Here is a 26,672-nt window from a genome sequence, read left to right as displayed (position 1 = left end):
AATATGGCAACTGCTGTCCTTGACATTGATTTAAAGCAACTCCCCCAAAAAATTTGCGGATTAGATAGTTACCAAAAAGCATTAATTTTAATTCGACTGCAAGGCCAACCAATTGGTAAAGCACTACTACCAGTAATTAAAGGACGAATCAGTGGAGTTGAATTGCAAGATCATCTTATCAGTGCAGCAGGCCCATTGTTGTGGGAGCGTTGGCTACAAAATTACTTAGAGTGGGATGAAACAGGTACAAGTAACTCTACACTACCAAAAGCAACTGTAGCTGTTTGTACGCGCGATCGCCCGGAAGATCTGCGCCGTTGCTTGGATGCACTGATGCGGATGCCTGACGATCAACAAGAGTTTTTAATTATTGACAACTGTCCCTCAACTGAGGATACACAGCAGCTCGTCAAAAACTACGAGCGCGTCCGCTATATCCGCGAACCTCGACCAGGTTTAGACATAGCTCGTAATCGGGCAATGCGCGAGGCAAAAAACGAAATTGTCGCTTTCACTGACGATGATGCTGCTCCCGATCCTAATTGGCTCAGAGCATTTCTCAGGAATTTTAACGATCCACTCGTTTTATGTGTGACAGGTTTGACAATGCCTTTAGAACTAGAAACTGAGGCTCAAGAGTGGTTTGAACAATATTATCCTTTTGGCAGAGGTTTCAGACGTAATGTATTTGACAGTAATCGCCACAACCCGCTAGCAACAGGTCGAGTAGGAGCAGGAGCCAACATGGCTTTGCGTCGCAGCGTGCTAGATCTAGTTGGTTCTTTTGATGAAGCACTAGACGCAGGCACTATTACCCGCTCTGGTGGCGACCATGAGATGTTTGCCCGCATATTAGTCGCTGGCTACCGCATCGTCTATGAACCGACAGCCGTTAGCTGGCACCGACATCGACGGACTTGGGAGGAATTGCGCCAAACATTCTACGGTTATGGGGTAGGGGTTTATTCTCTGTTTACTCGTCATTTACTATTCGAGCGGGAATTTAGTATCCTCCAGATAGCCTTAGCCTGGTTCTGGCACGATCAATTACCAGCACTAGTGCGATCGCTATTGGGTCGGCCTAGCAGTGTACCACTCGATCTGATCTTGGCAGAATTGCAAGGTTGTCTAGCTGGTCCTTGGGCTTACATTTCTTCTCGAAGAAAGCTTCAGACTGTAAGGAGCCAAAATGAATAAAATCACACCAAGCATTAGTGTAATTATTCCAACTCATAACCGCAGTGCCTCTCTTAAACGCAACCTAGATGCCCTGAAACTGCAAACTTATCCTCTACAGGAGATGGAAGTTATTGTCGTTGCTGACGGTTGTAACGACGGCACGCTGGAAATGCTCTGCAATTATGAAGTGCCCTTTGCTCTTAAGGTCATCGAACAGCCAGGACAAGGAGCCGCCACAGCGCGAAATCAAGGAGCAGCATCTGCTACAGGCTCACTGCTGCTTTTTTTAGATGATGATATCGAAGCGTCACCGCACTTAGTAGAGGCTCACATCAAAGCTCATCAGTTCCACCCCGAACTAGTAGTTATTGGCTATCTCCCGCCTCGGCTTCAAAACTCGTCTAGCTTCTTCCATATCCAGCTTGGAACTTGGTGGGAAACAAAGTTTCAGAGTATGCGCCAGCTAGGTCATCGCTATACTTATGAAGACTTGCTCAGCGGTAACTTTTCCTTAGAAGCAGAATTATTCCAGCGCATTGGTGGATTCAATACTACTTTTCGGTGTCGAGAAGACTACGAACTTGGTGCGCGCTTGATTAAGGCTGGTGCTGACTTCGTATTTGCTCATAATGCCTTAGGTTATCACCACGACGAAGTCACTAATCTTGACCGTTCGCTTTCTCGAAAACGTAATGAGGGGCGTGCTGACATCCTATTTGGTCGTTGTCATCCTGATTTAATACCTAACCTACGACTTTATTATTTTGGAACTCCTGTTTCCTGGTTAGATCGCCTAATAATCTTTCTCAGCTTTAGCATACCAGCCCTTACCGATCTACTAGCGGCTGGATCTCGGTGGTTATTAAACGTACTAGAATCGCTGCGAATGCGTGGTTTTTGGCAAAATTTGAATGAACGACTGCATGGCTATTGGTACTTTCGAGGAGTTGTAGATGAATTGAAAACTCACAAAGGACTAGCCAGCTTTTTACAAGGCGGATCGATCCGCCCAGATCAATCGGGTGTTGAGATTGAACTCGATCTTCAAGAAGGATTAAGCTTGGCAGAGCAGCAACTAGACAAGAAACGTCCGGCGGCGGCTCGTCTTCGCTATGGGCAATATGCTGTGGGTCGTATCCCTTGTCAATCTGGTGCTGAAAGACTGCGAGGAGTGCATCTTCGCCCAATTTTGGCGCATACCTTAGCTTTTTCACTACTACAAGCACTAGCAATGGAGGGTGCAATCAACAAATTTACTAGTGTTGATTGATGAGTTTTTCACTAAGTTATCTACTCTCCTAAAAATCTCAGGAATTAATCATGAAAAGCTTGATAGAAAATCCTATTAAAAGACTACCTCTAGTGAAACAACTTTATTCGGAAATTAAGCAATTACATACTCAGATAAATAATTTACAATCTTCAATCAAACAATACCAGCTTGGATGGCCGCCAGGACATTTTTACTCCCCCATTCCTTCTATTGAAAAAATTAAAGATAAGGAAGCAGAAATTTTTGGAAATATACCTAAAGAAATTTTGGGTGTTGATCTCAATGAAGCAGAACAACTTGGTTTATTAACTGAGTTTAAGTCATACTACGCTCAACAGCCATTTAAAGAGCAAAAAACAGATAATTTGAGATATTTCTTCGATAATCCTAATTATTCTTATGGTGAAGCAATTATTCTCTACAGCATGATCAGGCATATCCAGCCAAAGAAGATTATAGAAATTGGGTCTGGGTATTCCTCATGCGTGATGCTAGATACAAATGAAATGTTTTTTAATAATGAAATATTATGTACATTTATTGAGCCTTACCCAGAATTATTACTATCATTAATAAAACATTCTGATGTAGATAGAATTAAAATTATTCCAAATAATCTTCAAGATATCGAACTTAGCAACTTTTCATCTCTGAATGCAGGAGACATTCTGTTCATTGACTCTACCCATGTCTCCAAAATAGATAGTGATGTAAATCATATTTTCTTTAGAATATTGCCTCATATTAAAAGCGGTGTTTATATTCACTTACATGATATATATTACCCTTTTGAATATCCCAAAGAATGGGTATACCAAGGTCGGGCATGGAATGAAGCTTACCTGTTGAGAGCATTTTTACAATATAACAGCGCGTTTAAGATAGTTTATTTTAATTCTTTTATTGGTCACTTATATAGAGACAGATTACAGAATGAAATGCCTTTGTGTGGTCAACATGCGGGATCGAGTATCTGGATTAAAAAGATATAAGGTAAGTTTCTATGCCAACTAAGGTGCTTGAGCTTGAACTCTCAGAAAAGATCGTGCCAATTTGGGGCGGTGAAGGATACGATAGCCTCTGGATTCTGGTACGTTACCATAAGCAGCCACTTAGCTGGGTTTGGGTTTCTATTCCTAACCCAAGTACACCTATGGTTTCAGCCGAACAACTTCAACAGGAGATTGCCAACCAGCTGGGAACAGAGCTGATGCGAGCCGTGAGCAAGCGAAATCTTAGTGATAGGGAAACTAGCAGTAAACCACCAGAAGCAATTAGTCCCATTAGTGTGATTGTTTGTACCCGCGATCGCACTACACAATTAGAACGCTGTCTGCAATCACTCTTATCGCTAAATTATCCAAACTATGAAATTATCGTCGTTGATAATGCACCAAGTAATGATGAAACCGCGAAGTTAGTAGCGCGCCTACCTGTGCGTTATGTACGCGAAGATCGCCCAGGATTAGACTGGGCACGCAACCGTGGAATTATTGAGGCGCGTTATGACATCCTTGCCTTTACTGACGATGACGTGCAGGTAGATAATTTTTGGTTAGAAGCGATCGCTAACGCTTTTGCCGAGTCAGAAGTTATGGCAGTCACTGGGTTAGTTGCTCCCGCAGAATTGGAAACCTTGCCACAGTTTCTCTTTGAGTTTGATTATGGTGGCATGGGCAAAGGCTTTCGGCGGAAGATGATCAGGCGGGATACACTCAGCGAGCGAGAAATAATTTGGGCAAGTAGCTTTGGTGTAGGAGCCAACATGGCTTTTCGCCGTAACCTCTTTGCTAAGATCGGCTTTTTTGATGTAGCGCTGGATGTTGGTACTCCTAGTGGGGGTGGCGGTGACATCGAGTTGTTCCATCGTGTCGTTGCCCAGGGACACACGCTCCTTTATGAGCCTGCAATGTTAGTTTGGCATACTCATAGACGCTACTTCTTGGCCCTGCGCCAACAAATCTATGATAATGGTCGCGCTTTTGGCTGTTATCTCCTCACCTGTATTCGTAACCAGACTGTCAGTAGGTCATCAATTCTGAATTTCTGGTTATCCGATTGGTTAGGTAAATGGATTCTTCGCAATCTTATTCTTCCTCCGCGTAAACTGCCACGACAGTTGGTTGTTATGGAATTAGCTGGAATGTTCTTCAGTCTATTCGCCTACAGAACAACGCAGGCATCGGCAAGACAAATTGCCACCCAGCCCCCAAAAGCAAGTGTCGGGAAAGCAGTGAGCGATGAGGTGCTGTTGTGAAAGTTTTCGCTAGGCCGCTATACAAACGCCAGGTGATCTATTGGTTAGATCTCTTGCGCGAACTAGTCAATCGGGACATGAAGTTGCTCTACAAGCGATCGGTAATGGGAGTAACTTGGACATTGATTAATCCATTACTGCAACTGGCGGTTTTTGCCTTTATCTTCCAGTTGGTGCTACCCGTATCAATTCCCAAATATTCTTCTTTTGTATTTAGTGGCTTGCTGGTTTGGAATTGGTTTCAAACTGCCCTCTACCAATCAACTGGCGTGATCATTGCAAATCGCGCTCTGATTAGACAACCTGGTTTCCCGATCGCGATTTTGCCAGTGGTGATTACCACAACAGGTTTAATTCACTTTATGCTGGCGCTGCCAGTTTTGATCATTTTTTTATTAATTGATGGGATTGAATTAAAACCTGTCATCCTTTTGTTGCCAATTTTACAGGCTCTTCAATTTGTACTAACGGTCAGCTTATCCTATTTACTAGCTGCTCTCAACGTGACATTTCGAGATACCCAGCATACTCTCGGTATAATTTTACAGCTATTTTTCTATCTCACGCCAATTTTTTACGATATTAAGAATGTACCACTAGGTTATCAGTATCTTTACTATTTAAATCCAATGGTACATATTGTCTCAGCATACCGAGCCATACTGATGCAAGGAACGCAACCCAATTGGCAATCTTTATTCATTCTGGCTGTAGTGATGGTAGTTTGTTTGCCCATTGGTCTACAGTTTTTTAAGCGACAGAGTCATCGCTTTGTGGAGGAACTGTAAATGCCTGAAGCTATTATCGTACAGCGACTTGGTAAGCGGTTTAATCGCTATCATGCGGATCGACCGCGTACTATTATGGAAGCAGCGCTGGCAGGCTGGCGGCGCATGAGAGCAGTAGAGAGTTTTTGGGCTTTACGAGATATCAGCTTTACTGTTTCCCCAGGCGAGATGCTAGGCATTCTTGGTAAAAACGGCGCAGGTAAATCCACACTGCTACAGCTAATTGGTGGCGTTGGTTGTCCCGATGAAGGCAGAGTTATAGTGAATGGGCGAATAGGAGCACTACTAGACTTAGGATCTGGTTTTTCTCCTGATTTAACCGGACGAGAAAATATCTTTGTAACTGGTATTGTCGCCGGATTAACCCGTAAAGAAGTGGCGCGGCGTTTCGATGATATTGTTGATTTTGCAGAATTAACAGAGTCTATAGATAACCCATTGCGGACTTATAGCACTGGAATGCAAATGCGGCTAGGTTTTTCGGTAGCTGTCCATACTAATCCAGAAATTCTTTTGGTAGATGAGTTTCTCTCAGTGGGAGATATTTCATTTCAAACCAAGTGTTTAGAACGCATTGCTGATCTCAAAGAACAAGGCTGTGCTATTGTCTACATTTCTCACAGTGCGGAGCAAGTTCAACAACTGTGCGATCGCGCTTTATGGTTACAGCAGGGAAGAATCGTAGTTGATGGCGAGCCGGAAGTGGTTGCAGGACAGTATGTGGCACAGATGCGATCGGAAACTCAACGACGCACTCCTACAAGGCCACCTCAGATGACAAAAACGGGAAACGAACTCCGAGTTAATGAAAACCGCTTTGGCTCTTTAGAAAGCGAAATTACTGATGTGAGGCTTGCGCCCGTTTCCGGAATTAATAGCGGTGATTCTCTCACAGTTGAAATTGATTATCTCTCACCACAATTTATTGAGTCACCTATTTTTAGTGTCTCGATTAGTCAGCAGGACGGTCAAGTTTGTCTAGACACAAATACGGAAATAATAGGGTTAAACATTCCGGGAATTCAAGGTCAAGGAAAAATCAGCCTTCATATTAATCGCTTAGATCTTGCTCAAGGAAAGTATTTCGTTAATGTGGGAATTTATAAGTCAGATTGGGCTTATGCTTATGACTACCACTGGCACGTTTATTCATTACAGGTTCAGTCATCTGTTAGCAAAAATGGGATTATTTCTCCTCCATGCTACTGGGAATTGAAGGGGATAAAAATGCCAAATCCTCAGCCAGCAAAAATCTCAAATTACGCATTTTTTAAAGAAATAGATTAGTAAGAATTCAGGAGCCAGAAGGGTTAAAGGATGAGGAGAAATATTTGATGAATCAATTTACTAATCTACTATAGCAATCCGATTTGATTACTGAAATTATTTACGTAGGGAGGGAACAGGGAACAGGGAAGAAGGAATAAAACTGTACTGAGTTTTTTTCAAAAATCAAATATGAGTCCTATAGATTACCTCTAAATTCTGACTTCTGACTCCTGGGTGCTGAATTCTTACACAGATTAAATTATTTTAGATTCTTTAATAGGAGAGCAGATCAATTATGATTGCACAGTGGAAAGCAAATCTGTTTAAAAGCCCCTGGCTCAACTTATTACAACGCTACTATAAAACTCAACAGAGTGAGCAGGCTGAAAAATTCCCTGATTGGGTTGCGTATGAGCCTAACTTGATACCACCACTAGAACTAATGGATTTAGAGGGAATTAACACTCTAGAAGAATGGTTCCGTTGGGCTGAAGAGTGGAGTATGTTACTGAGAGTTTACGGATGTATTACTAGAACCAGTCGCATCTTGGAAATCGGCTGTGGGCTAGGAAGAATTGCGTTTCCTCTACGCTATATATTATCTTCTCAAGGAGATTATGACGGTTTTGAAATTTGTCAAGAAAAAGTTGCTTTTCTAGAACGAACATTTCATCAGGCTCATCCTAACTTCCGCTTTATCTGGGCTAATATACATAACACTTTCTACAATCCAGCAGGGCAGATTCAGGCTAAAGACTATCATTTTCCCTATCAAGATAATTGTTTTGATCTGGTTTATGCTGCTTCCGTATTTACGCACATGCTACCAGAAGCAGCTGCCAATTATTTTCAGGAAACTGCTCGTGTACTGAAGCCCAACGGACGAGCTGTATTTAGCTTTTTTTTATTAGACAATTACCGACGTGGACAACCTCGACCACTTGGTTTTGCTCGAACTGGGTTCAATTTTGATCATACTTATGGCTCTTATGGAGATGAATTTGCCATTGCAGAACCGAATAATCCAGAACAGATGACAGCCTATAAACTAAGTTTAATTGAGGATTTTACAACCAAAGCTGGACTGCATTTAGCCCAGTTACCCGTACCAGGAATTTGGTCAGGAAGTACACCAACATGGGTGGCGGCACAAGACTTAGTTATTCTACAAAAACCATCTTCATAGGAGGGAATTTTCTTGCAGGTTTAATCATCTAGAATTCATTAGCCCCTATGTCATAGCCCAAACGATTTGGCAGTACCTTTCCATAAAAATCTTGGGTTCCTGGATTGATACCAAAAAGCAACTTTAAATTTAATCCGGCATCGATTAAGGGTGAAGTTGGGCCTAGTCGATAGGCATTAAGTTTATTCAGCAAAGCTGGATTGTTAATTGTCTTTCCAGCATTAGGGTTGATGAATAATGGATTGAGGCTCATGCCGACATTTCTTGATAAAACCTTTTCTTGACCTGTAATTATGCGCCAGCTATTAAGACTATTGTAAGTCATCTCACCCCAACGAATATTAAAAGAACTACCAGTTGCATAGTAATTGTTTCCTTGAAAAAGTAGATCTGTGGAATTCTGAGGAGCAACAATGAGTTTTAAACCGTTTTTAGTCTGAAAGATATTGTTACGAAAATGTACGCTGTTAACGGGGTTATAAATCAGGACTGCTGACGGGCTATTAGTTGAGCCTGCTTGCATAAATACAGTATTGTTATAAATTTCGGCATTCCTAACCTTCCCGAATATATGAATTGCCCCATAATTCAGCTTTCTTGCGTCATTTTGGCTGATGTTATATCTAATGGAGTTACCCGTATGATTTAGATTATCTGCACCCTGCGAAAGTAAAAATCCAGCGCCATCATTGTCATGAGAAAAGTTATATTGCACAACAGAATTAGAGACATTTTGGTCCAAGTCAAAACCATCTCCGTCAGCTGTTCCACCCGTACGATTTTTATAGGATTCATTATATTGAATAGTAATATTAGTAGAATCGTAAGTCCAAATGCCAACCGGACCATTAGGAGAATTATTGAGAGCGCCATTATTATGAGCTACAGAGCGTTCAATCACACCAGTATTTACGCTTCCCAAAACAATTCCACTTCCTGTCGGAGTTGAATCTTCGGGAATGCCCAAATTGTTGTAAGCTCTCACATAGGCAACATAAATATTTTGGTTGACGTTTAACATTTGAGCGTAAGTAATTAGTCCCGCTTTCCTGTTATCATGAGTCAGAACATTGGTCACTCTGACATTGCGATATCCACTTTGCTGATTCCAACCACCAATAGCAATTCCGTAGTTGCCAAAGCCACTAACTTCGATGTTGTTAAAAGTAATTTTCTCAAGCTTCACGTTACCAGCTAGATCATTGTAGAAATTAATTCCATCTCCCCTATTAGTTGAACTACCTGAGCCAAAAACGTTGAGATTAGAGATATAATAACCAGCAGTATTATGAATATTAATTCCCGTCTCATTTCCTGCATTAATAGTGGCACGACCTCTTCCATAAGAACTGATAATAATTGGATTTATGGCTGTGCCGCGATCATTAGCATCAAAGATGAGATTACCCTTAAAAATAGCTCCTCCTCGAAATAGGATGCGATCGCCTGGGCGAAATTTGGAATTATTAACTTTGTTGATAGTTCGCCACGCACTTGCTGGTGAAGTGCCTAGATTGAAATCATTGCCTAAAGGGCTGATGTAATAACTATTTATTTTTTGTTCAGAGGAACTGTTAATAACGGAAACGCGCTGATGATGTTTTGGAATATTTTGTATCAGATGCCCTGGGCTAACATCTAACAAATTTTTTGTAAAAACCTTACCGATTTTCTGCTCGTATCCAACACTATTAGTCTGATGGCTAGCTATAAGAATAGTACGCTCATCTGCTTTATTACCAGGATTTTGATCTCCTAGCAAGAGATTGAATAAATTTAGAAAAAAATAGTCCAAAGCTCCTCACCAAATATTATAATTAATGCCAAAATTGAGATTAATAACACTATTTATAGAAAAATCTTCATTAAATTACTAAATTATAAGTAACGCTGGGTATAAGAAAAAATAAATAAAAAATCTGCGAATACATCTCATAAATTAAAATTCTAACTCCAAGAGTCTTCTTTCACCTAATAACCTACTGGAATTCAAAATTTCAACCAAAATAATATGCCAATCTTACGTGTATCTGTTGTCATACCAGCTCATAATGCAGCACAAACAATTGCTGAAACTATTAAATCTCTCTTGTGCCAAACTTATCCGCATTGGGAAGCAATTGTAGTTGATGATGGCTCTACTGATGAAACCGCTGCGATCGCTCATCAATTTACATCAAAAGATAGCCGTATTCGCACAGTTAGTCAGTCAAATCAGGGAGTTTGCGCGGCTCGAAATACTGGCATCGACCTTGCTAATTTCGACTGGCTTTTATTTCTAGATGCCGATGATTGGCTGGCTCCCCAACATTTAGAAAAAATGACAGCCGCACTAGCTGCTGATTCTAGCCTAGATGCTGTTCACTGCGGATGGAGCCGCGTAGCTGCTGATGGCACTCTTTACAATCAAAAGTACGCGCCTGCTTTGGCAGATATGTTTCCCTTATTTGTGCGTTCCTGTGCTTTTGTGATTCATGCCTGCCTGATTCGTAAATCTCTGATTGAGGCTGTTGGCAGATTTGACACCTCGCTTTGTATCTGTGAAGACTGGGATCTCTGGCAGCGAATTGCTCGTAGTGGTGCTCGCTTTGGTGCAGTTAGAGAAATATTGGCACTGTACAGAATGCGTCCGAGTTCGCTTTCGAGAAATGGAAATCAATTTTTTACTGATGCCATACGTGTACTTACTCAGGGATACTCTTCCGATCCTCGGGTTCCCAATCCTCATCATGATTATGTAGATGGGCTGAAGTCGAATCAACTTGCTAGCCAAAAGCTTTATTGGGCAAGTTGGTGTGCGGGACTGTTTTTAGGTGTTGGTCAAGATGCTCGGCATCTTCTGCAATTAATTAAGGATGAGTATGCACGAAATCTAGATCCGCTTTGGATTGCCGAATGTATCTTTGAGTCTTCACTCCTCCCTAACTGCCAGCTACCAACTGTTTGGTACAAGCTCTGGCCTAATGTTAATCAATATCTCAACGACTTTCTACAGGCTCTAGAATCGCAGTCGCATACTACCGGGTTGACTCGTCGAACTTCTACCCTTCTAGAGCGTATGGTGTTGCAACACGCTCAGATAAACGAACCGATAACTATTGGGACTACTCATGGAGTTTGCTTAGATTTAACACAACCAATTGTTGATATACATACCCCCGCATCATCTGAGCGTTTGTACTGCATAGTAAAAATGGAGGGAATCGAACTCGGTAGTATAGAATTACCTATCTGCGATGGATTAGTAGCTAGTTGGGTAATTCAGGATGCGATCGCATCTCAATTTGCATGGCAGATTCTGGGGAGATTTTTTGAGCAAACAATTTACTCGCAAACTGACAAAAATTCCCACGACCAAATCGGCTGGACGGTGTTTTTGCAACAACTTTGGGGGCTTCCAGATTGGCCTTCAGAACGTTTTTATGACTCTGAATTTGCAGCAGCAACGACAACAAAAAAAGTAAATTCTGCTTTTGTGGTCGTAGAAGTTAGCGAAGAACTTGCTGATTTAGAAGTAGCGCTTCCAGAGCTTGATGTCATGATCACAGTCGGCGGTGTGGCTTTGGGTGTTGTCACTATCCCTGTGAAAAACAACTTAGTCACATCCCAAGCTCAAAGGGTAGCGATCGCCACAGCCAGCGGTTTTGAGTTATGCATTACTTGTGTGCGGGAAGCCTTGATAGGTAAGCCTTTCAAAGATTTAACATCGCTGCGATCGCGTTTGCAACAAGCAGCTAAAGCAAAAGCTCAGTTACCAGAATGGTTGGCTTTTCCCGGTTCAAGTGCAGTCATTGAGCATCAGCTAGTAACTTCTCAAACAATAGTGTTAGGTCGTCGTTGTGGTTTTAATGGCAGTGTTTCTCGACGAGCAATACTCCCGAAAGCAGTGGCGCGTGAATTAGTAGAAATGGCTAAAGTCACCGCAGAATCAATAGTACAGCTTTCTAGCCCGGGAGAGATGCCAGAGCGAGTCATCTATGCACCAGAAGCACTGGGTTTGTGGTCTAAATGCTCAACCATCTCCTCTGCAACTGATCTGGCAGAAGTTAACACCAGCCATGAATACGATCGCTCTCATTTCGAGAGTCTATTTTCTACCCAACCAGATCCTTGGAAATATACCAATCCCTACGAGCAAACTAAGTACGAACAAACACTCTCTTTACTTCCTTCGCAGCGAATTGAGAAAGCACTAGAACTCGCCTGTGCCGAAGGTCATTTTACCGTTCAACTGGCTCCTCATATTGAAAGTCTAATTGCTGCTGATATCTCGCAAGTTGCCCTGGAGCGAACTGCTCAACGTTGTAGCAATTTTCAAAATATTAGTTACCAACAGTTGGACATGAATAAAGATCCACTGCCGGGACGCTTCAATTTAATTGTTTGTAGCGAAGTGCTTTACTATACTGGGGGCTTAGCCCAATTGCAAGCAGTAGCCGAAAAAATCGCCGATGCGCTCGAACCTGGTGGCTATCTAATTATGGCTCACGCCCATCAGATCGTTGATGAACCAGATAAACCTGGTTTTGATTGGGGTTTGCCCTTTGGAGCCAAAGCGATCGGTGATACCTTTGCCAGGCTACCTTCATTAAACTTGGTTAAAGAAATCAGAACACCTCTTTATCGTGTGCAATTGTTTCAACGTCAACCTCGCCTGCAATTTCCCTGGCTTCGCCATACGCCAGAAATAGTTGAACTAGCTAAGCAGCCTACACCAATACCATCTCAGGTTGAGGCTTCTGTTCGCTGGCATGGGGGACAGCCTTCAGAAATTTGGAATTCACAGCCTGTTGTTACCCACAGATTGCCAATTCTGATGTATCACCGCGTTGCACCAATGGGTACAAAGAAAATGGATCGTTACCGAGTAACACCCCAAGCATTTGAGGAGCAGTTGCAATATTTGCGGGATACGGGTTTTTACAGTGTAGGGTGGCAGAAGTGGCAATTGGCAATGGCAACCAGACAACCCTTGCCAGGAAGGGCGATCGCAATTACTTTTGATGATGGCTATCTGGACTTTTATGAATATGCTTGGCCGCTATTAAAAAAATATAACTTCACTGTAACTGTATTTCTCGTAGCAGAGCGAGTAGGAACCTCAAACAGTTGGGATGAGGCTTATGAAGAAGAAGTACCGTTGTTGGGATGGCGAGAAATTCATCAACTTCAAAGTGAGGGGGTTGAGTTTGGTTCTCATGCAGCAACTCATCAGCCGCTAACGGCTTTATCTTTGACAGAGATAGTACAAGAGGGAGCGCGATCGCGAGCTATCTTAGAACGAGCTTTAAATTTACCAGTTAAAACTTTCGCTTATCCTTACGGAGATTGCGATCGCGTTGTCGAGCACTTAATCGGCGCTTGCGGCTATACTTTGGGTTTATCTTGTCGCTCAGGTTTGAGTCAGTTTGGCGATCGACCCCTCAGTTTACCCAGGATTGAGGTTATGGGTTCAGACAGCTTACAGGAATTTATCAGGAAAATACCGCGGTAACTCCACAATATATATTCAGTAGACCGCAACTATGAAATAGCTTGTGAAGTTTATCTGCCCTAAAGCTGACTTGGGTTGATTCTGGATTTTTACTGGCGGCGTTAGGAGTAGGAGCGATCGCTCTCACGATTGTGGGTATCCTGTGATGGCAGTTCAGCTTGACCTGCAAGGCTACCAAGTTGCCTTACAGCAAGCCCAAGCAGCGTTGCAAACCGCCCGCCACAAAGTTGATCGATGTCGCCCAATCAGAAGTGCTGTATAGTTTGAGGTATGCCAGATTATACTCTCCAGAGAAGCTCTATGATTGCTTTACCTGGTATTGCCATCCAAGACAAGATATACGAAAGTTCTAATTCTCTGGTATATCGGGGCATTAGAGTCGAAGATGATCTAGCGATCATCATCAAAATGCTAAAGCTTGATTATCCCTCTCCTCAAGAACTGATCCCCTACAGGCAAGAATATGAAATTACCCGTTCTCTTCACCTGGAAGGAGTTGTCAAGACATACAGTCAGCAAGACTATCAACGCACACTTGTCATTCTCTTAGAAGACTTTGGCGGAGAGTCCCTAGAGCAATGGATACACAAGTGCCCAGACTTCTGCCCCATGCCCTTATTCACGTTTCTACATCTTGCCATCGATCTCACCGATATTCTGGGCAGAATCCATGCCGCTAATGTTATTCATAAGGATATTAACCCTGGTAACATTGTTCTCAATCGAGATACTAGCGTTGTCAAAATTATTGACTTCGGAATTGCCACCCAATTTAACCGCACGAATCCGACTTTCAAAAGTCCTCATGTGTTAGAAGGGACACTCGCATACTTGTCTCCAGAGCAAACAGGGCGGATGAACCGTTTGCTCGACTACCGCACCGATTTTTACTCGCTCGGTGTGACGTTCTACGAACTTCTAACCGGACACCTGCCGTTTCTCACAACAGACATACTTGAGCTAGTTCATTGTCATATTGCCAAACAGCCTCCTCCGCCTCATGAAATAAATGCAACGATTCCCAAACCAGTTTCAGATATAATTCTGAAACTGATGGCGAAGAATGCAGAGGATCGCTATCAAAGTGCTTGGGGAATCAAAGCAGATTTAGAAATCTGCGTTCGCCAATTAGAAGAAATCGGACACATTAACAGCATTCAACTGGGTCTTCAAGACGTTTGGGATCAGTTTCAAATTCCCCAAAAATTGTATGGGCGCGACAAAGAAGTTGCAATGTTACTAGCAGCTTTTGACCGCGTTGCTTCTTCACCAAACCATGCAGAACAGACTTTAGAACAAGAACAAACTAGCAACCCAACCTTCAAAGTCGAAATGATGTTGGTATCTGGCTATGCGGGAATTGGCAAATCTGCGTTAGTGCAGGAAATCTACAAACCTATCACCCAAAAGCGCGGTTATTTTATCTGGGGTAAATTTGACCAATTTCAGCGCAATATTCCTTACAGCGCGATCGCAGATGCTTTGCAAAAATTGGTGCAGCAAATACTTGGTGAACCTGATGAACAAGTGCAACAGTGGCGATCGCACCTGCTAAAAGCTTTGGGAACCAACGGACAAATTATCATTGATATCATTCCGGAAGTTGAATTAATTATTGGCAAGCAGCCGCCCGTAGCGTCCGTTGGAGCAATTGAAGCACAAAATCGTTTTAATCGGGTTTTTCAGTCGTTCGTGCGGGTGTTTTGTTCAAAGGAACATCCGCTTGTAATTTTTTTAGATGATTTGCAGTGGATAGATTCAGCAACGCTGAAGTTAATTGAGCTGATGCTGCTGGATGAGCAAATCCAATTCCTATTTTTGATCGGAGCTTATCGAGATAATGAAGTCAATCCAACGCATCCATTGGTCTTAACGTTGGAACGACTGCGAAAACAAGGAGCAGTGCTTCAGGAGATGATCCTGGCACCATTAACGCTTGAGCCATTGTGCCAGTTGATTGCCGATACGCTACATCACAATACTGACACCGTTGGTTCCTTAGCTGATTTGGTATTGCGTAAAACTGAGGGCAATCCCTTCTTCGTCGGCGAATTTTTGCGAATGCTGTATAGCGAAAATCTTCTGACTTTTGACGCAGAACACTTAAGCTGGCAGTGGAACATTTCTCAAATTAAAGCCCAAGCTATTACCGATAATGTGGTGGAGTTGCTGCTCTTGAAGTTGAAAAAACTACCAGAGAACACACAGCGAATTCTCCGATTAGCGGCTTGTGTCGGGGCTGAGTTTAATTTAGATACGTTAGCGATCGTTTGTGAGCAACCTCCTAAAGCAGTTTCTCTAGATTTGCTGGCAGCGATACAAACTGGATTAATTCAACCTATATCTGAATTAGATGAGAACTTGTTAGTTCAAGAATATAAGTTTTTGCACGATCGCGTACAGCAAGCAGCATATGCCTTAATCGATGAGTCGCACAAACAAGTGGTTCATCTCCAAATCGGTCGCAACTTATTAGAAAAGACTTTACCAGAGCGACTATCGGAGCAGGTGTTTGAAATTGTCGATCATCTTAATCATGGGATTGAGCTTGTTACAGATCAATCAGAACAAGATGAAATTGCCAGATTAAATTTAATCGCAGGTCAGAAAGCAAAAGGGGCGATCGCTTACACTATTGCCAAAAAATATTTAGCTACAGGAAGAGAATGGCTGGCAGCTTCTAGTTGGCAAACAAACTATGACCTGACCTTAGAGTTATATATAGAAACAACAGAAGTTGCGTATTTATGTGGCGATTTTGAGCAGGTAGAATCCTGGGCAGCGATCGTTCTACAATCAGCTAAAACAGTTCTCGACAGCCTAAAAGTTTACGAAGTCAAAATTCAAACCGACATCGCACAGAACCAGCTATTAGAAGCGATCAACACTGGATTGCAAGTTTTGCAGCAATTGGGGATCAGTTTTCCCGAACAGCCAAGCCAGTCTGATATTCAGCTTGAACTAGACGCAATCTCATACCTTCTCAGTCAGAAATCGATCAAGGACTTGATTCATTTGCCCCAAATGAGCGAGCCGGATAAATTAGCAGCGATGCGAATCCTATCTAAGATTACGCTTGCGGCCTGGATTGCCGCTCCTGATTTAATGCCGCTACTGGTATCTAAACAAGTCAGCTTGTCAATCGAACATGGAAATGCGTTTGCGTCTCCCTTTGCTTATGCCAACTTTGGATTAGTTCTGTGTGGGACGATCGGAAATATTGAGACTGGCTACGAGTTTGGGCAGCTGGCGCTAAGTCTGTTGTCACACCCTCAGACTTATTCACTCAGAGCTAGAACATTGCTGATCGTGAATAACTGCACCATTCATTGGAAAGAACATGTTACAGAAATATCACAGCCATTACTAGAAGCCTATCAAATTGGGCTAGAAACTGGAGATTTAGAGTTTGCCGCTTATTGTGCTCATTGTTATTGCTTTCAATCTTATGCCATCGGAAAGGAACTCGTGGAAGTTGAACATGAGATGACAATATACAATGAAGCAATCCGTCAAATTAAACAGGGCACAGCACTAAACTGGCATCAAATATTTCAGCAGGCGATCGCAAATTTGATGGGCTTCTCGGTCAATCCAACCCGTCTAGTTGGTAAATTCTACAATGAGGAGAATGGATTGCCACAACACGAAGCAGCAAATGATGGAACTGCAATCTTTGATGTCTATTTCAATAAACTTTTCCTGTGCTACCTTTTTTCTGAGTATGCTCAGGCAGTTGAAAACTCAACCGTAGCAGAACGTTATTTGATCCGAATAACAGGCTCACCTCTTGGCCCTTTTTACCACCTCTATGATGCTCTAGCAAGACTTGCAACATACCCTGAAAGCAGCGTTCAAAAACAAGCGGAAATATTGGAAAAAGTTGCTGTGAGACAGGAGAAAATGAAGCAATGGGCACAGTATGCGCCCATGAATCATTTGCATAAATACCATCTGATAAAAGCAGAGACAGCACGAGTTTTGGGTCAGTTGCTTGAGGCAGAAGAATTCTACGAACAAGCAATTCTTGGAGCGAAAGAAAATAACTATCTTCGAGAAGAAGCCTTAGCCTATGAGTTAGCCGCTAAATTTTATTTAGAGCGGGGTCGGGAAAAATTTGCCCAGCTCTACATGAAAGAAGCTCACTACTGCTATGAACGGTGGGGAGCAACTGCGAAAGTAAGAGATTTAGAGACTCGTTATCCACAGTTTTTTCCTCAGTCGTCGGGCGTGGCTTCCACGTCAATCCGCACCACTGCTGGAACTACCTCTAATACCTCACATATCGCTTTCGATTTAGCGACGGTAATGAAAGCATCACAAGCGATTTCGAGTGAAATTGAACTGGATCAGTTGCTTCGTTCCTTGATGCAGATATTAATCGAAAATGCTGGCGCACAAACTGGATGTTTGCTGTTGGAATACGCCGGGGGATGGGTGATTGAGGCTGCTTGCGAACTCAATGATGGTGAGAAGGTCTGTGATACGCGAGTGCTGCAATCGATTCCGATAGCAAATCGCTTACCTGAATCAATTATTCAGTATGTAATCCGGACTCATGAACCTGTCATCTTAAATGATGCGGCTCATGAAGGTAATTTTATCAATGAGCCATACATTCAGCACAATCAAACTCGATCACTTCTGTGTTTGCCGCTGCTAAATCAAGGTAAGCTCGTCGGCGTGTTCTATCTGGAAAACCAATTAGCAACAGGAGCATTTACACCGGAGCGAACGCAAGTTTTAAATCTTTTATCAACTCAAGCAGCCATTGCAATTGAAAACGCCAAACTCTACTCAAAGCTACGGGAGAGCGAAAGTAAGATGGCTCAATTTCTAGAAGCAATTCCGGTGGGAATTGGAGTAGTAGACGCTGTTGGTCGTCCTTACTACTTCAATCAACAAGCAATTCAGCTATTGGGCAAAGGGAGTGATTCTTCTGTGACACCAGATCAACTTGCAGAAGTTTATCAGGTTTATCTATCAGGAACTGATCAAATATATCCAACTGAGAAATTGCCAATCATCCAAGCGTTGAGAGGCGAACACGTTAGGATAGACGATATAGAAATTCATCGAGGCGACGCAATAATTCCTGTTGAGACATGGGGGACCCCCATTTTTGACGAAAGGGGCGATGTGGCTTATGCGATCGTAGTTTTTCAAGATATCACAGAGCGCAAACAAGCCCAGAAACTGCTAGGCGATTACAACCGAACATTGGAACAACGAGTAATTGAGCGGACTTTGCTGCTTTCACAAGAGATTGAAGAGCGCCAACGAATTGAAAACGCCCTGCGGCAGAGTGAAGAGCAACGCAGGCTGACGATGGATTTTACCTACATCGGCAGTTGGAACTGGAATATCGTTGAGAATACAACAGATTGGAACGATAACCACGCCCGATTGCTGGGGTTAGTCCCTGGTGAAGTTGAGAGCAGCTATCAGGCATGGCGCGATCGCGTTCATCCAGAAGATATTCATCGGGTCGAGCAAGCTGTTACAGCAGCTCTAGCAACTCATACTGATTTTGAAGCTGAATATCGAGTAATCTATCCAAATGGTAGTATTTACTGGTTAGTTGGCAGAGGTCGAGGCATTTATAACGCAGCCGGACAGCCTGTGCAAATGTTGGGGGTGATTCTTGATATTAGCGAACTGCGCAACGCAGCACTGCGTGAACGCAAACTCGCCGAAGCCGCCTCGATTCTGGAAGAACGCAACCGCATGGCGCGAGAAATTCACGATACACTGGCACAGTCGTTCACGGGCATTGTGATTCACGCTAGATCTGCTGCTAGCAAAATAACAGTAGACCCTGAAAAAGCTCAAACTTACCTAGCTCAAGTACAGAACTTAGCCCAAACTGGACTCACAGAGGCACGCCGCTCTGTAGAAGCGTTGCGCCGTCCATACTTATTAGAAAATAATGATCTGTTCAGCGCTTTCAAGCATTTAACAACCCAGCTAGAATCATCCACTGGTACGATAATTATGTGTGAAGCTATCGGTATCCCCTATCCGCTACCCTCTGAGGTGGAGAATAATCTGCTCAGGATTGGACAGGAAGCATTGACTAATGCACTGAAGTACGCCAAAGCAACTGAGATTCGCGTTGAACTCATCTATCAATCTACGCAGTGTACATTACGAATCAAGGACGATGGACAGGGATTTACCATTGATCGTTCTTCTAATCACAATGGTTTTGGTTTATTGGGGATGTCAGAACGTGCCGATCTCATTGGGGTACAGTTCCAGATCCAGAGCGCCCCTGGACAAGGGACAGAAATCGCGGTGTTCGTGAATCAGGAAAAGCCATCATGAGCCAACCCAATGCCATTCGTGTTCTGGTTGTAGATGATCACCCCGTTGTGCGTCAAGGCTTGGTTGCTATGCTGGAAGAAGCGCCAGATATCCTTGTAATTATACAAGCTGAGAATGGTCATAAAGCACTCGCCGTCTTTCGTCAACAGCAGCCAGATGTGACTTTGATGGACTTGCGAATGCCCCAGATGGATGGGGTTGCTGCCATTACTGCCATCTGCGCCGAGTTTCCTGATGCTCGGATTATTGTGTTGACAACTTACGACGGTGATGAAGACATTTATCAGGGATTGCGGGCAGGGGCTAAAGGGTATTTACTCAAGGATGCCGAGCCAGAAGAATTGCTGTTTGCTATTCGCGCAGTTCATAAAGGACAGAAGCACATTCCACCCCAGGTAGGTGCCAAACTCTTAGAGCGCATGGTGAGTCAAGAATTGAGCGATCGCGAGTTAGAAGTGCTTCAACTCATTACAACGGGCAAGAGTACGCAAGCCATTAGCAAGGCTCTACATATTACTGAACGCACTGTCAACTTTCATATCAATCATATTTTAACTAAGCTGGGCGTGGAGGATCGCACTCAGGCTGTGATCGTTGCATTAAGGCGAGGCATTGTTAGCTTATAGCCTCATACCTGTCAAATTTGTCAGTTTATCAGTTGCCTAATTTGTCAGCTGATCTTCTGAGGTTTTTCTCAGCGACAGAATCAACTTAACTCTCTAAATTGAGATTATGCAACAGATAACAGAGCGGCATTGGTCTACCCAATTGTGAAAGAGGTTTCATAGCAATCATCTGTCTCTACCTGCTGCACTCCTTTCCTAAGAGGTGCCAAATGAGTCTTGATGATTATAATCGGTTGCTTGTGCCGATTTCAGAACAAGATCATATTCAGGGATTGGTAGGCAATTCAGTGGCACTCGTCGAATATGGTGACTACCAGTGTCCCACTTGTGGCAAAGCTCACCAATTAATCAAGGCAATCCAGCAACAGGTCAAAGACTTGTGTTTTGTATTTCGCCACTTTCCACAGCTGCAAATACATCCTTATGCTCAACGTGCGGCGGAAGCGGCCCAAGCCGCAGCTGCCCAAGGTCAGTTCTGGCAGATGCATGACATTTTGTTTACCCATCAACAAGCGTTAGGAAACGATTATCTTGTGGAGTATGCCAATAATCTAGGACTCGATATTCCCCAATTTCTGCAAGATATATCCAATCAAGTACATATTGATCGCATCAATCAAGATATCGAAAGTGGATTACACAGTGGAGTAACAGCTGCCCCAGCACTGTTTATTAATAGAATTCGCTATCTTGATCGCTGGACTGTTGAGCAGATAATGGCAGCCATTGTTACTGCAAATGATTAAGATTCCAGAGATTTCGGCAATTTAGCAAGAATACAGAGGCGATCGCAATGATGGTATTTACAGGGAAAAAAGTTCAAAAATTGTTGCTGTGGTTATTTGCATTAAGTGTTGTCGTTGGCATATCAATGCATCCAACATCAGCTACCTCCAGAGAATTACCTCAAGCGTCCAACTCTAAACCTGCGATCGTTCTCGTTCATGGGGCTTTTGCTGACGGTACATCATGGCAACATGTTATTCCATTGTTGGAGCAGGATGGCTACAGAGTGACTGCTGTGCAGATTCCGCTCACCTCGCTTGCTGATGATGTGGCAACGACGAAGCGGGTGATTGACAATCAAAAAGGTTCCGTTGTTTTGGTCGGACATTCCTATGGTGGAAATGTAATCACAGGTGCGGCGGCTGGCAATTCACAGGTGAAAGCTCTGGTTTATGTTAATGCTTTCGCACCAGATGTCGGTGAAAAGACGAGTGATTTGAATAAAAAGTATGCAGCAGCTCCGATTAGCAAGGCGATTATACCTGATGCTGCAAACTTTCTCTATATTGATCGCGGGAAGTTTCACGAATTTTTTGCCCAGGACGTATCGAAGGCTGAAGCGCGAGTGATGGCAGCAACTCAAAAGCCGATCGCTAGCGCAGCGTTTGAGCAATCATTGAACGAAATCGCCTGGAAAAAAATTCCTTCATGGTTTATCGTGACTCAAAGCGATGTCTGACGACAAGCCGCTGCGCGTCTACGCGCCATCAACCCTGAACTTCAACGATTTATGGCTAAACGGATTGGTGCTAAGACAACCGAAGTTAACTCCAGTCATGTTCCTTTTATCTCTCATCCACAAGAGGTTGCCAAAGTGATTAAAGCTGCAAGCACTGCTTTTTAGTAATCTCAATTTAACGATTTGTTAGTAAGCTAAGCCCAGCCAACCAATGAGACGCAAGTTTGGTTTCTGGCACAACATTTGGTGGATACACCATTGGTACGCAGTTAAATTTAGCAGATTTAATTAAAGCGGAGCGTACCTCGCAAAGCCTTTCCAGCAAGCTTAATGTTCAAAATTTGTCACACTTGTTTATCTAGAAACGGCATGAACGCCTGCTTTATCTGAGCCGTAAGCTTGAGCGTTCGTAACACAATTCATTCATTAGAAAGAGTACTTCCATGACACAATCATTCTGGCTTCTTGGTACCCACCTCACTATTCTCGCCGATCGCACCACGACTGACGGTAAATATGACCTGATTGAGGGCTATTTCCCTCCTGGTACGCAAACTCCACCTCATCGCCATACACGCTATTCCGAACAAATTTATGTGCTGGAAGGAGAGTTGACTGCCTGGGTTAATAAGAATAAGGTTGTACTAAGCGCAGGTGAAAGTGTGTTCATTCCGATGGGCACACCCCATGTCGTTGCTGCACTCAGCGATAAACCAGCTCGCGGGTTAACCGTTTCTGCACCCAGTGGCTTTGCTCAACTAATTGAAGCAACAGGGACGCTAAACGAGAATGAGGCACCTGACATAGCATTGTTCAATCGCATCTCTAGCGAAATTGGCGACGAAATTCTAGGTGCGCCCGGAGATATCCCTTAGAGGGTGTTATGAACTTCTACATAACCTAGTCCAGAAGCGAAATTCAGCCCTCGTTGCGATTTTTGAGGAATGGTTGGAACTGGCTCACAGAGCCGATGATTTTCAGAGTTCATAACACCCGCTATGCCGCTTGAAAACTGGTCTGTCACTTAAAAGGAAAACTCAAAACTATGAATTCACAAGCAGCTCAAACCACCACTACTGCTGACGAGTCGGCAATCCGTGCTTTCCATCGCCAGATGATTGATGCTTGGAATCGAGGTAGCGGCGAAGGCTTCGCTGCCCCGTTCAGCGAAACTGCCGATTTCATCACGTTCGAGGGCACGCATCTCAAGAGTCGAAAAGAAATCGCTGCATTTCATCAGCAAGCGTTCGACACAGTTGTCAAAGGAACACGCCTGGAGGGTGAGGTGAATTTTGTCCGCTTCGTGAACTCGCAACTCGCGCTCATGCTCGTAGTTATCAGGGTAATACTGCCCGGACAAACCGAAACTTCACCGTCACGAGATTCGCTGCCGCTATACGTCCTAACGAAAGGCGACGAAGGTTGGCAGATCGAAGGGTTGCTCAATACCCGGAAATTAACGCTAGAACGTCAATTCTTCTTAGACGACTTTGACTCACTGAGCGCAGAGGCTCAACGTCAAGTGACCGACCTCGTTTCAAGTCTCAAGCAGCAGGTGAAATGATTTCGACGGTGTAGATGGTAATGCAAGTTCAGATGCCCTATACCGTTTTGCGCGATCGCATTTTAACTCATCCAACAATGACTGAAGGGTTAAATCTGCTGTTCTCAAAGCTGTGATGCAACAGAACTGATAACACTTCAATGGTTTATACAAATCCAGAATCCCCATCAGATTAACCTATGAAAAAACTAGAAAGAAAAGTTGCTTTAATCACAGGTGGCAATAGTGGTATCGGTCTTGCCACTGCCAAACAGTTTGTTGCCGAAGGTGCATACGTTTACATCACGGGTCGTCGCCAAGTCGAACTGGATGCTGCTGTAGAAGCCATCGGTAAAAATGTTACGGCTGTGCAGAGCGATGTTTCTAATCTGGCAGACCTCGATCGTCTATTTGCCACCATTAAGCAAGAACAAGGACACCTCGATATCATCTTCGCTAATGCTGGCGGTGGACAAATTGCCCCACTTGGAGCAATCACTGAAGAACACTTTGACAAAACATTCAACATAAACGTCAAAGGTCTGCTTTTCACCGTGCAGAAGGCATTACCTTTGTTGCCAGAGGGGGCTTCGATTGTCCTCAATGCTTCGACTGCTTCTGTGAAAGGCACCCCAGCCTTCAGTGTTTACAGCGCCACCAAAGCCGCCGTGAGATCGTTTGCCCGGAATTGGACACTCGACCTCAAAGAGCGCAAAATTCGCGTCAATGCCATCAGCCCTGGCGTGGTTCCTACTCCTGGTTACAATCTCATAGGGCTTAGTGATGAGCAGGTGCAGGCATTCGTGGACAGCCAAGCCAGTACCATCCCCCTGGGAAGAGTAGGTACGCCTGACGAAATTGCCAAAGCCGTTGTCTTTCTCGCTTCAGACGACAGCAGCTTTGTCAACGGTATCGAGCTGTTTGTCGATGGCGGTATGGCACAGATTTGAAACACCTTAAAAGCGATCGCTAAGGTTGCAAGCGGGCTGTGTAGTGTTCACGTTTCGCGCAACTCAAAGCACAGAGGAATAAACTAGAGGAAATCGCTGCTTTAAATTGGAGCTAGCTTATAGAAACGCTATAAATGCTAGTTTTACACCACACTATGAATAACCCCGAAAATCCTCGACTACCCCTGCCGCGTTTTGATCGTCAATCCGCCATCCAAAAAGTCCGAATTGCAGAAGATGCTTGGAACACACGTAACCCTGAACAAGTATCACTCGCTTACACGCCGGATAGCGTTTGGCGTAACCGCTCAGAATTTCTATCCGGTCGTGAGGCGATCGTACAGTTCTTGACACGTAAGTGGCTTAAAGAATTGGACTACCGTCTAATCAAAGAACTTTGGGCTTTTCAAGACAACCGAATTGCTGTCCGCTTTGCTTACGAATGGCATGATGATTCCGGCAACTGGTTTCGTTCTTACGGCAATGAAAATTGGGAGTTCGACGAACACGGATTCATGCGGTGGCGGATTGCCAGCATCAATGACCTGCCAATTCACCAGAGCGAACGCAAATTCCACTGGTTACTGGGTCGTCGTCCTGACGATCATCCCGGATTGTCAGACCTCAATCTTTGAGAAGCTGGAGCAACGACCATATCACCCAGTTTTTATCCTGCAAGGAATCTACTGCTATGAATGCAAACAACGGCATCATCAACCAGCTCAGCCCGTATGCAGTGACTGAAACTATCGATCGCTTTGTAGCCATCCTTCAAGCAAAAGGCATCACCGTTTTTGCCCGCATTGATCAACAGGCTGAAGCCGAAAAAGTCGGACTAAGCTTATGTCCGACGCAGTTGTTGCTGTTTGGCAACCCGAAAGCCGGAACTCCGCTCATGGTGGCAGAACCAACAATAGCCCTGGATTTACCCCTGAAAGTACTGGCATGGGAAGCCACTGACGGCAAGGTGTGGCTGAGTTACAACGATCCCAATTACTTAAAACAGCGCTTTTCTCTCTGCGATGAGTTGGTGAAGAACATCGCTATCATTGCACCTTTAATCCATCAAGCACTCCTTTAATTAACTTATTTGTTGATTCAATTTAGATACTTGATTTTTAACCCAATTTAATATTCTTATGAAACTCATCTCTGTAAACGTTGGACTGCCGCGTGAAGTCACCTGGAAAGGAAAAACAGTTAGTACTGGAATTTTTAAAGAACCAGTCAGCGAACGGGTAATGGTGCGATCGCTCAATTTAGACGGTGATGGACAAGCTGATCTAACTGTTCATGGAGGAGCAGACAAAGCAGTCTATGTCTATCCGTTCGAGCATTACGATTACTGGCGAGGTGAATTGCCTGATACAGATCTGCCATTAGGCATCTTTGGTGAAAATTTCACAACCACTGGGCTGAAAGAAGAGGAAGTGAACATTGGCGATCGCTTCCAGATCGGCACTGTAAAACTGATGGTGACACAACCTCGCCTACCCTGCTACAAACTGGGGATTCGGTTTGGAAGACCTGATATGGTTAAACGATTTCTTGCAAGTCGTCGCACTGGATTTTACTTTCGTGTTTTGCAAGAGGGCGAAGTCGGATCTGGAGACACTTTAGAGTTGGTGAGCCGAGATGATAACAAAATTACGGTTGCCAATATCACTCAACTTTATACCCGTGAGCAGAACAATCCAGAGTTACTGCACCGCGCTACTCAACTTGAAGCCTTACCCGAAAGTTGGCGCGAATATTTCCAAGAGCAAAGTCGTCGTCAGGATGTGAAATAGATGCTGTTGTTTCGAGTATTTCTAAGGCCGAAACTGGTGCAGAAAGCAATGCTCATACCCATTTCAAAATCAGTGCCCCGGAATACACGCCGCTGACAACCCAAATTTTTATTGCTGGCGATCCTCACCTGGATTCAGATACAACCTTTGCAGTGCGATCAGCGATCATGCAATTGCAAAAGCACGAAGCATCAGACGAACTCAAAGCGCAAAATCAAAGTAAACCGTTTTACTCGATACCGGACATTTTGCCCTGGAAGAGGAAGGGAATGCGATCGCAAACCATATCTCTCAATTTCTCGCCTCACGACTGCAACACGTCCCTGCCTAATGAGAACAAACACCACTTTGATTTCTGTTGATTTCTTAGTCTATGAATCAAGCAATGAGAAACATTGAATGAGAAAGATACTGCTAGGAACAAACTTTTAGAGGGTTTACAAATGAAAATTTTTGTTGCCGGGGCAACAGGAGCGATCGGGCGTCCGCTACTCGCCCAATTACTTGCGAAGGGTTGCAGCAGCA

Annotated in this window: 20 protein-coding genes; 19 read left to right on the top strand and 1 reads right to left on the bottom strand. The window is 43.7% G+C overall.

The features are described 5' to 3' along the window. The first annotated feature begins 3 nt into the window (after positions 1-3). From BV372_RS24745 to BV372_RS24715, 7 genes are all read left to right on the top strand, one after another. The gene (locus tag BV372_RS24745; protein ID WP_086689146.1) at positions 4-1,197 is read left to right on the top strand and encodes a glycosyltransferase family 2 protein; all 1,194 of its coding nucleotides are present in this window, start codon (positions 4-6) and stop codon (positions 1,195-1,197) included. Then, entirely contained in the window at positions 1,190-2,449 is a 1,260-nt protein-coding gene (locus BV372_RS24740) for a glycosyltransferase family 2 protein (RefSeq protein WP_086689145.1), read from the top strand. The genes BV372_RS24745 and BV372_RS24740 overlap by 8 nt, the downstream gene beginning before the upstream one ends. Positions 2,450-2,499: 50 nt before the next feature. Continuing rightward, positions 2,500-3,444: a class I SAM-dependent methyltransferase gene (locus tag BV372_RS24735; RefSeq protein ID WP_086689144.1), complete on the top strand. Its 945-nt coding sequence runs from the start codon at positions 2,500-2,502 to the stop codon at positions 3,442-3,444. A gap of 11 nt (positions 3,445-3,455) precedes the next feature. Beyond that, positions 3,456-4,709: a glycosyltransferase family 2 protein gene (locus tag BV372_RS24730; RefSeq protein ID WP_086689143.1), complete on the top strand. Its 1,254-nt coding sequence runs from the start codon at positions 3,456-3,458 to the stop codon at positions 4,707-4,709. Beyond that, positions 4,706-5,497, top strand: coding sequence for an ABC transporter permease (locus BV372_RS24725; protein WP_086689142.1), 792 nt, complete (start codon positions 4,706-4,708; stop codon positions 5,495-5,497). The genes BV372_RS24730 and BV372_RS24725 overlap by 4 nt, the downstream gene beginning before the upstream one ends. Then, positions 5,498-6,784, top strand: a complete 1,287-nt coding sequence (locus BV372_RS24720) for an ABC transporter ATP-binding protein (protein ID WP_086689141.1) — start codon at positions 5,498-5,500, stop codon at positions 6,782-6,784. Positions 6,785-7,061: 277 nt separating this feature from the next. Continuing rightward, complete coding sequence (locus tag BV372_RS24715; RefSeq protein ID WP_086689140.1) at positions 7,062-7,952, top strand: class I SAM-dependent methyltransferase; 891 nt, start codon at positions 7,062-7,064, stop codon at positions 7,950-7,952. A gap of 28 nt (positions 7,953-7,980) precedes the next feature. On the opposite strand, the gene BV372_RS24710 is transcribed toward BV372_RS24715, so the two are convergent. Continuing rightward, positions 7,981-9,747 carry a right-handed parallel beta-helix repeat-containing protein gene (locus tag BV372_RS24710; protein WP_086689139.1) on the bottom strand — a complete coding sequence of 589 codons (1,767 nt, stop codon included), beginning with the start codon at positions 9,745-9,747 and terminating at the stop codon, positions 7,981-7,983. 216 nt (positions 9,748-9,963) lie between these two features. On the opposite strand from BV372_RS24710, the gene BV372_RS24705 reads away from it, so the two are divergent. From BV372_RS24705 to BV372_RS24650, 12 genes are all read left to right on the top strand, one after another. Beyond that, positions 9,964-13,446: a trifunctional glycosyltransferase/class I SAM-dependent methyltransferase/polysaccharide deacetylase gene (locus tag BV372_RS24705; RefSeq protein WP_086689138.1), complete on the top strand. Its 3,483-nt coding sequence runs from the start codon at positions 9,964-9,966 to the stop codon at positions 13,444-13,446. 300 nt (positions 13,447-13,746) lie between these two features. Beyond that, positions 13,747-19,773 (top strand): AAA family ATPase, encoded by a 6,027-nt coding sequence (locus BV372_RS24700; RefSeq protein ID WP_086689178.1) that lies wholly within the window; start codon positions 13,747-13,749, stop codon positions 19,771-19,773. Further along, positions 19,770-20,399, top strand: coding sequence for a response regulator transcription factor (locus BV372_RS24695; RefSeq protein WP_086689137.1), 630 nt, complete (start codon positions 19,770-19,772; stop codon positions 20,397-20,399). The genes BV372_RS24700 and BV372_RS24695 overlap by 4 nt, the downstream gene beginning before the upstream one ends. Before the next feature lie 209 nt (positions 20,400-20,608). Beyond that, positions 20,609-21,145, top strand: coding sequence for a DsbA family protein (locus tag BV372_RS24690; RefSeq protein ID WP_086689136.1), 537 nt, complete (start codon positions 20,609-20,611; stop codon positions 21,143-21,145). A gap of 125 nt (positions 21,146-21,270) precedes the next feature. After that, entirely contained in the window at positions 21,271-21,864 is a 594-nt protein-coding gene (locus tag BV372_RS24685) for an alpha/beta fold hydrolase (protein WP_179198224.1), read from the top strand. 443 nt (positions 21,865-22,307) lie between these two features. Then, positions 22,308-22,739 carry a cupin domain-containing protein gene (locus tag BV372_RS24680; RefSeq protein ID WP_086689134.1) on the top strand — a complete coding sequence of 144 codons (432 nt, stop codon included), beginning with the start codon at positions 22,308-22,310 and terminating at the stop codon, positions 22,737-22,739. 170 nt (positions 22,740-22,909) lie between these two features. Then, positions 22,910-23,428, top strand: a complete 519-nt coding sequence (locus BV372_RS24675; protein WP_086689133.1) for an SgcJ/EcaC family oxidoreductase — start codon at positions 22,910-22,912, stop codon at positions 23,426-23,428. A gap of 179 nt (positions 23,429-23,607) precedes the next feature. After that, the gene (locus BV372_RS24670) at positions 23,608-24,357 is read left to right on the top strand and encodes a glucose 1-dehydrogenase (protein WP_086689132.1); all 750 of its coding nucleotides are present in this window, start codon (positions 23,608-23,610) and stop codon (positions 24,355-24,357) included. Positions 24,358-24,491: 134 nt separating this feature from the next. Continuing rightward, complete coding sequence (locus BV372_RS24665) at positions 24,492-24,992, top strand: nuclear transport factor 2 family protein (RefSeq protein ID WP_256973438.1); 501 nt, start codon at positions 24,492-24,494, stop codon at positions 24,990-24,992. Positions 24,993-25,048: 56 nt separating this feature from the next. Beyond that, positions 25,049-25,438, top strand: coding sequence for a DUF302 domain-containing protein (locus BV372_RS24660; RefSeq protein ID WP_086689131.1), 390 nt, complete (start codon positions 25,049-25,051; stop codon positions 25,436-25,438). 58 nt (positions 25,439-25,496) lie between these two features. After that, positions 25,497-26,147 (top strand): MOSC domain-containing protein, encoded by a 651-nt coding sequence (locus tag BV372_RS24655; RefSeq protein WP_086689130.1) that lies wholly within the window; start codon positions 25,497-25,499, stop codon positions 26,145-26,147. Next, the gene (locus BV372_RS24650; protein WP_218776763.1) at positions 26,099-26,509 is read left to right on the top strand and encodes a hypothetical protein; all 411 of its coding nucleotides are present in this window, start codon (positions 26,099-26,101) and stop codon (positions 26,507-26,509) included. The genes BV372_RS24655 and BV372_RS24650 overlap by 49 nt, the downstream gene beginning before the upstream one ends. Positions 26,510-26,672 lie beyond the last annotated feature (163 nt).

Source organism: Nostoc sp. T09, assembly GCF_002154695.1.
Taxonomy (GTDB): Bacteria; Cyanobacteriota; Cyanobacteriia; order Cyanobacteriales; family Nostocaceae; genus Aulosira.
Note: the sequence above shows the minus strand (reverse complement) of the source record. Positions and strands in the feature narration are given on the sequence as shown.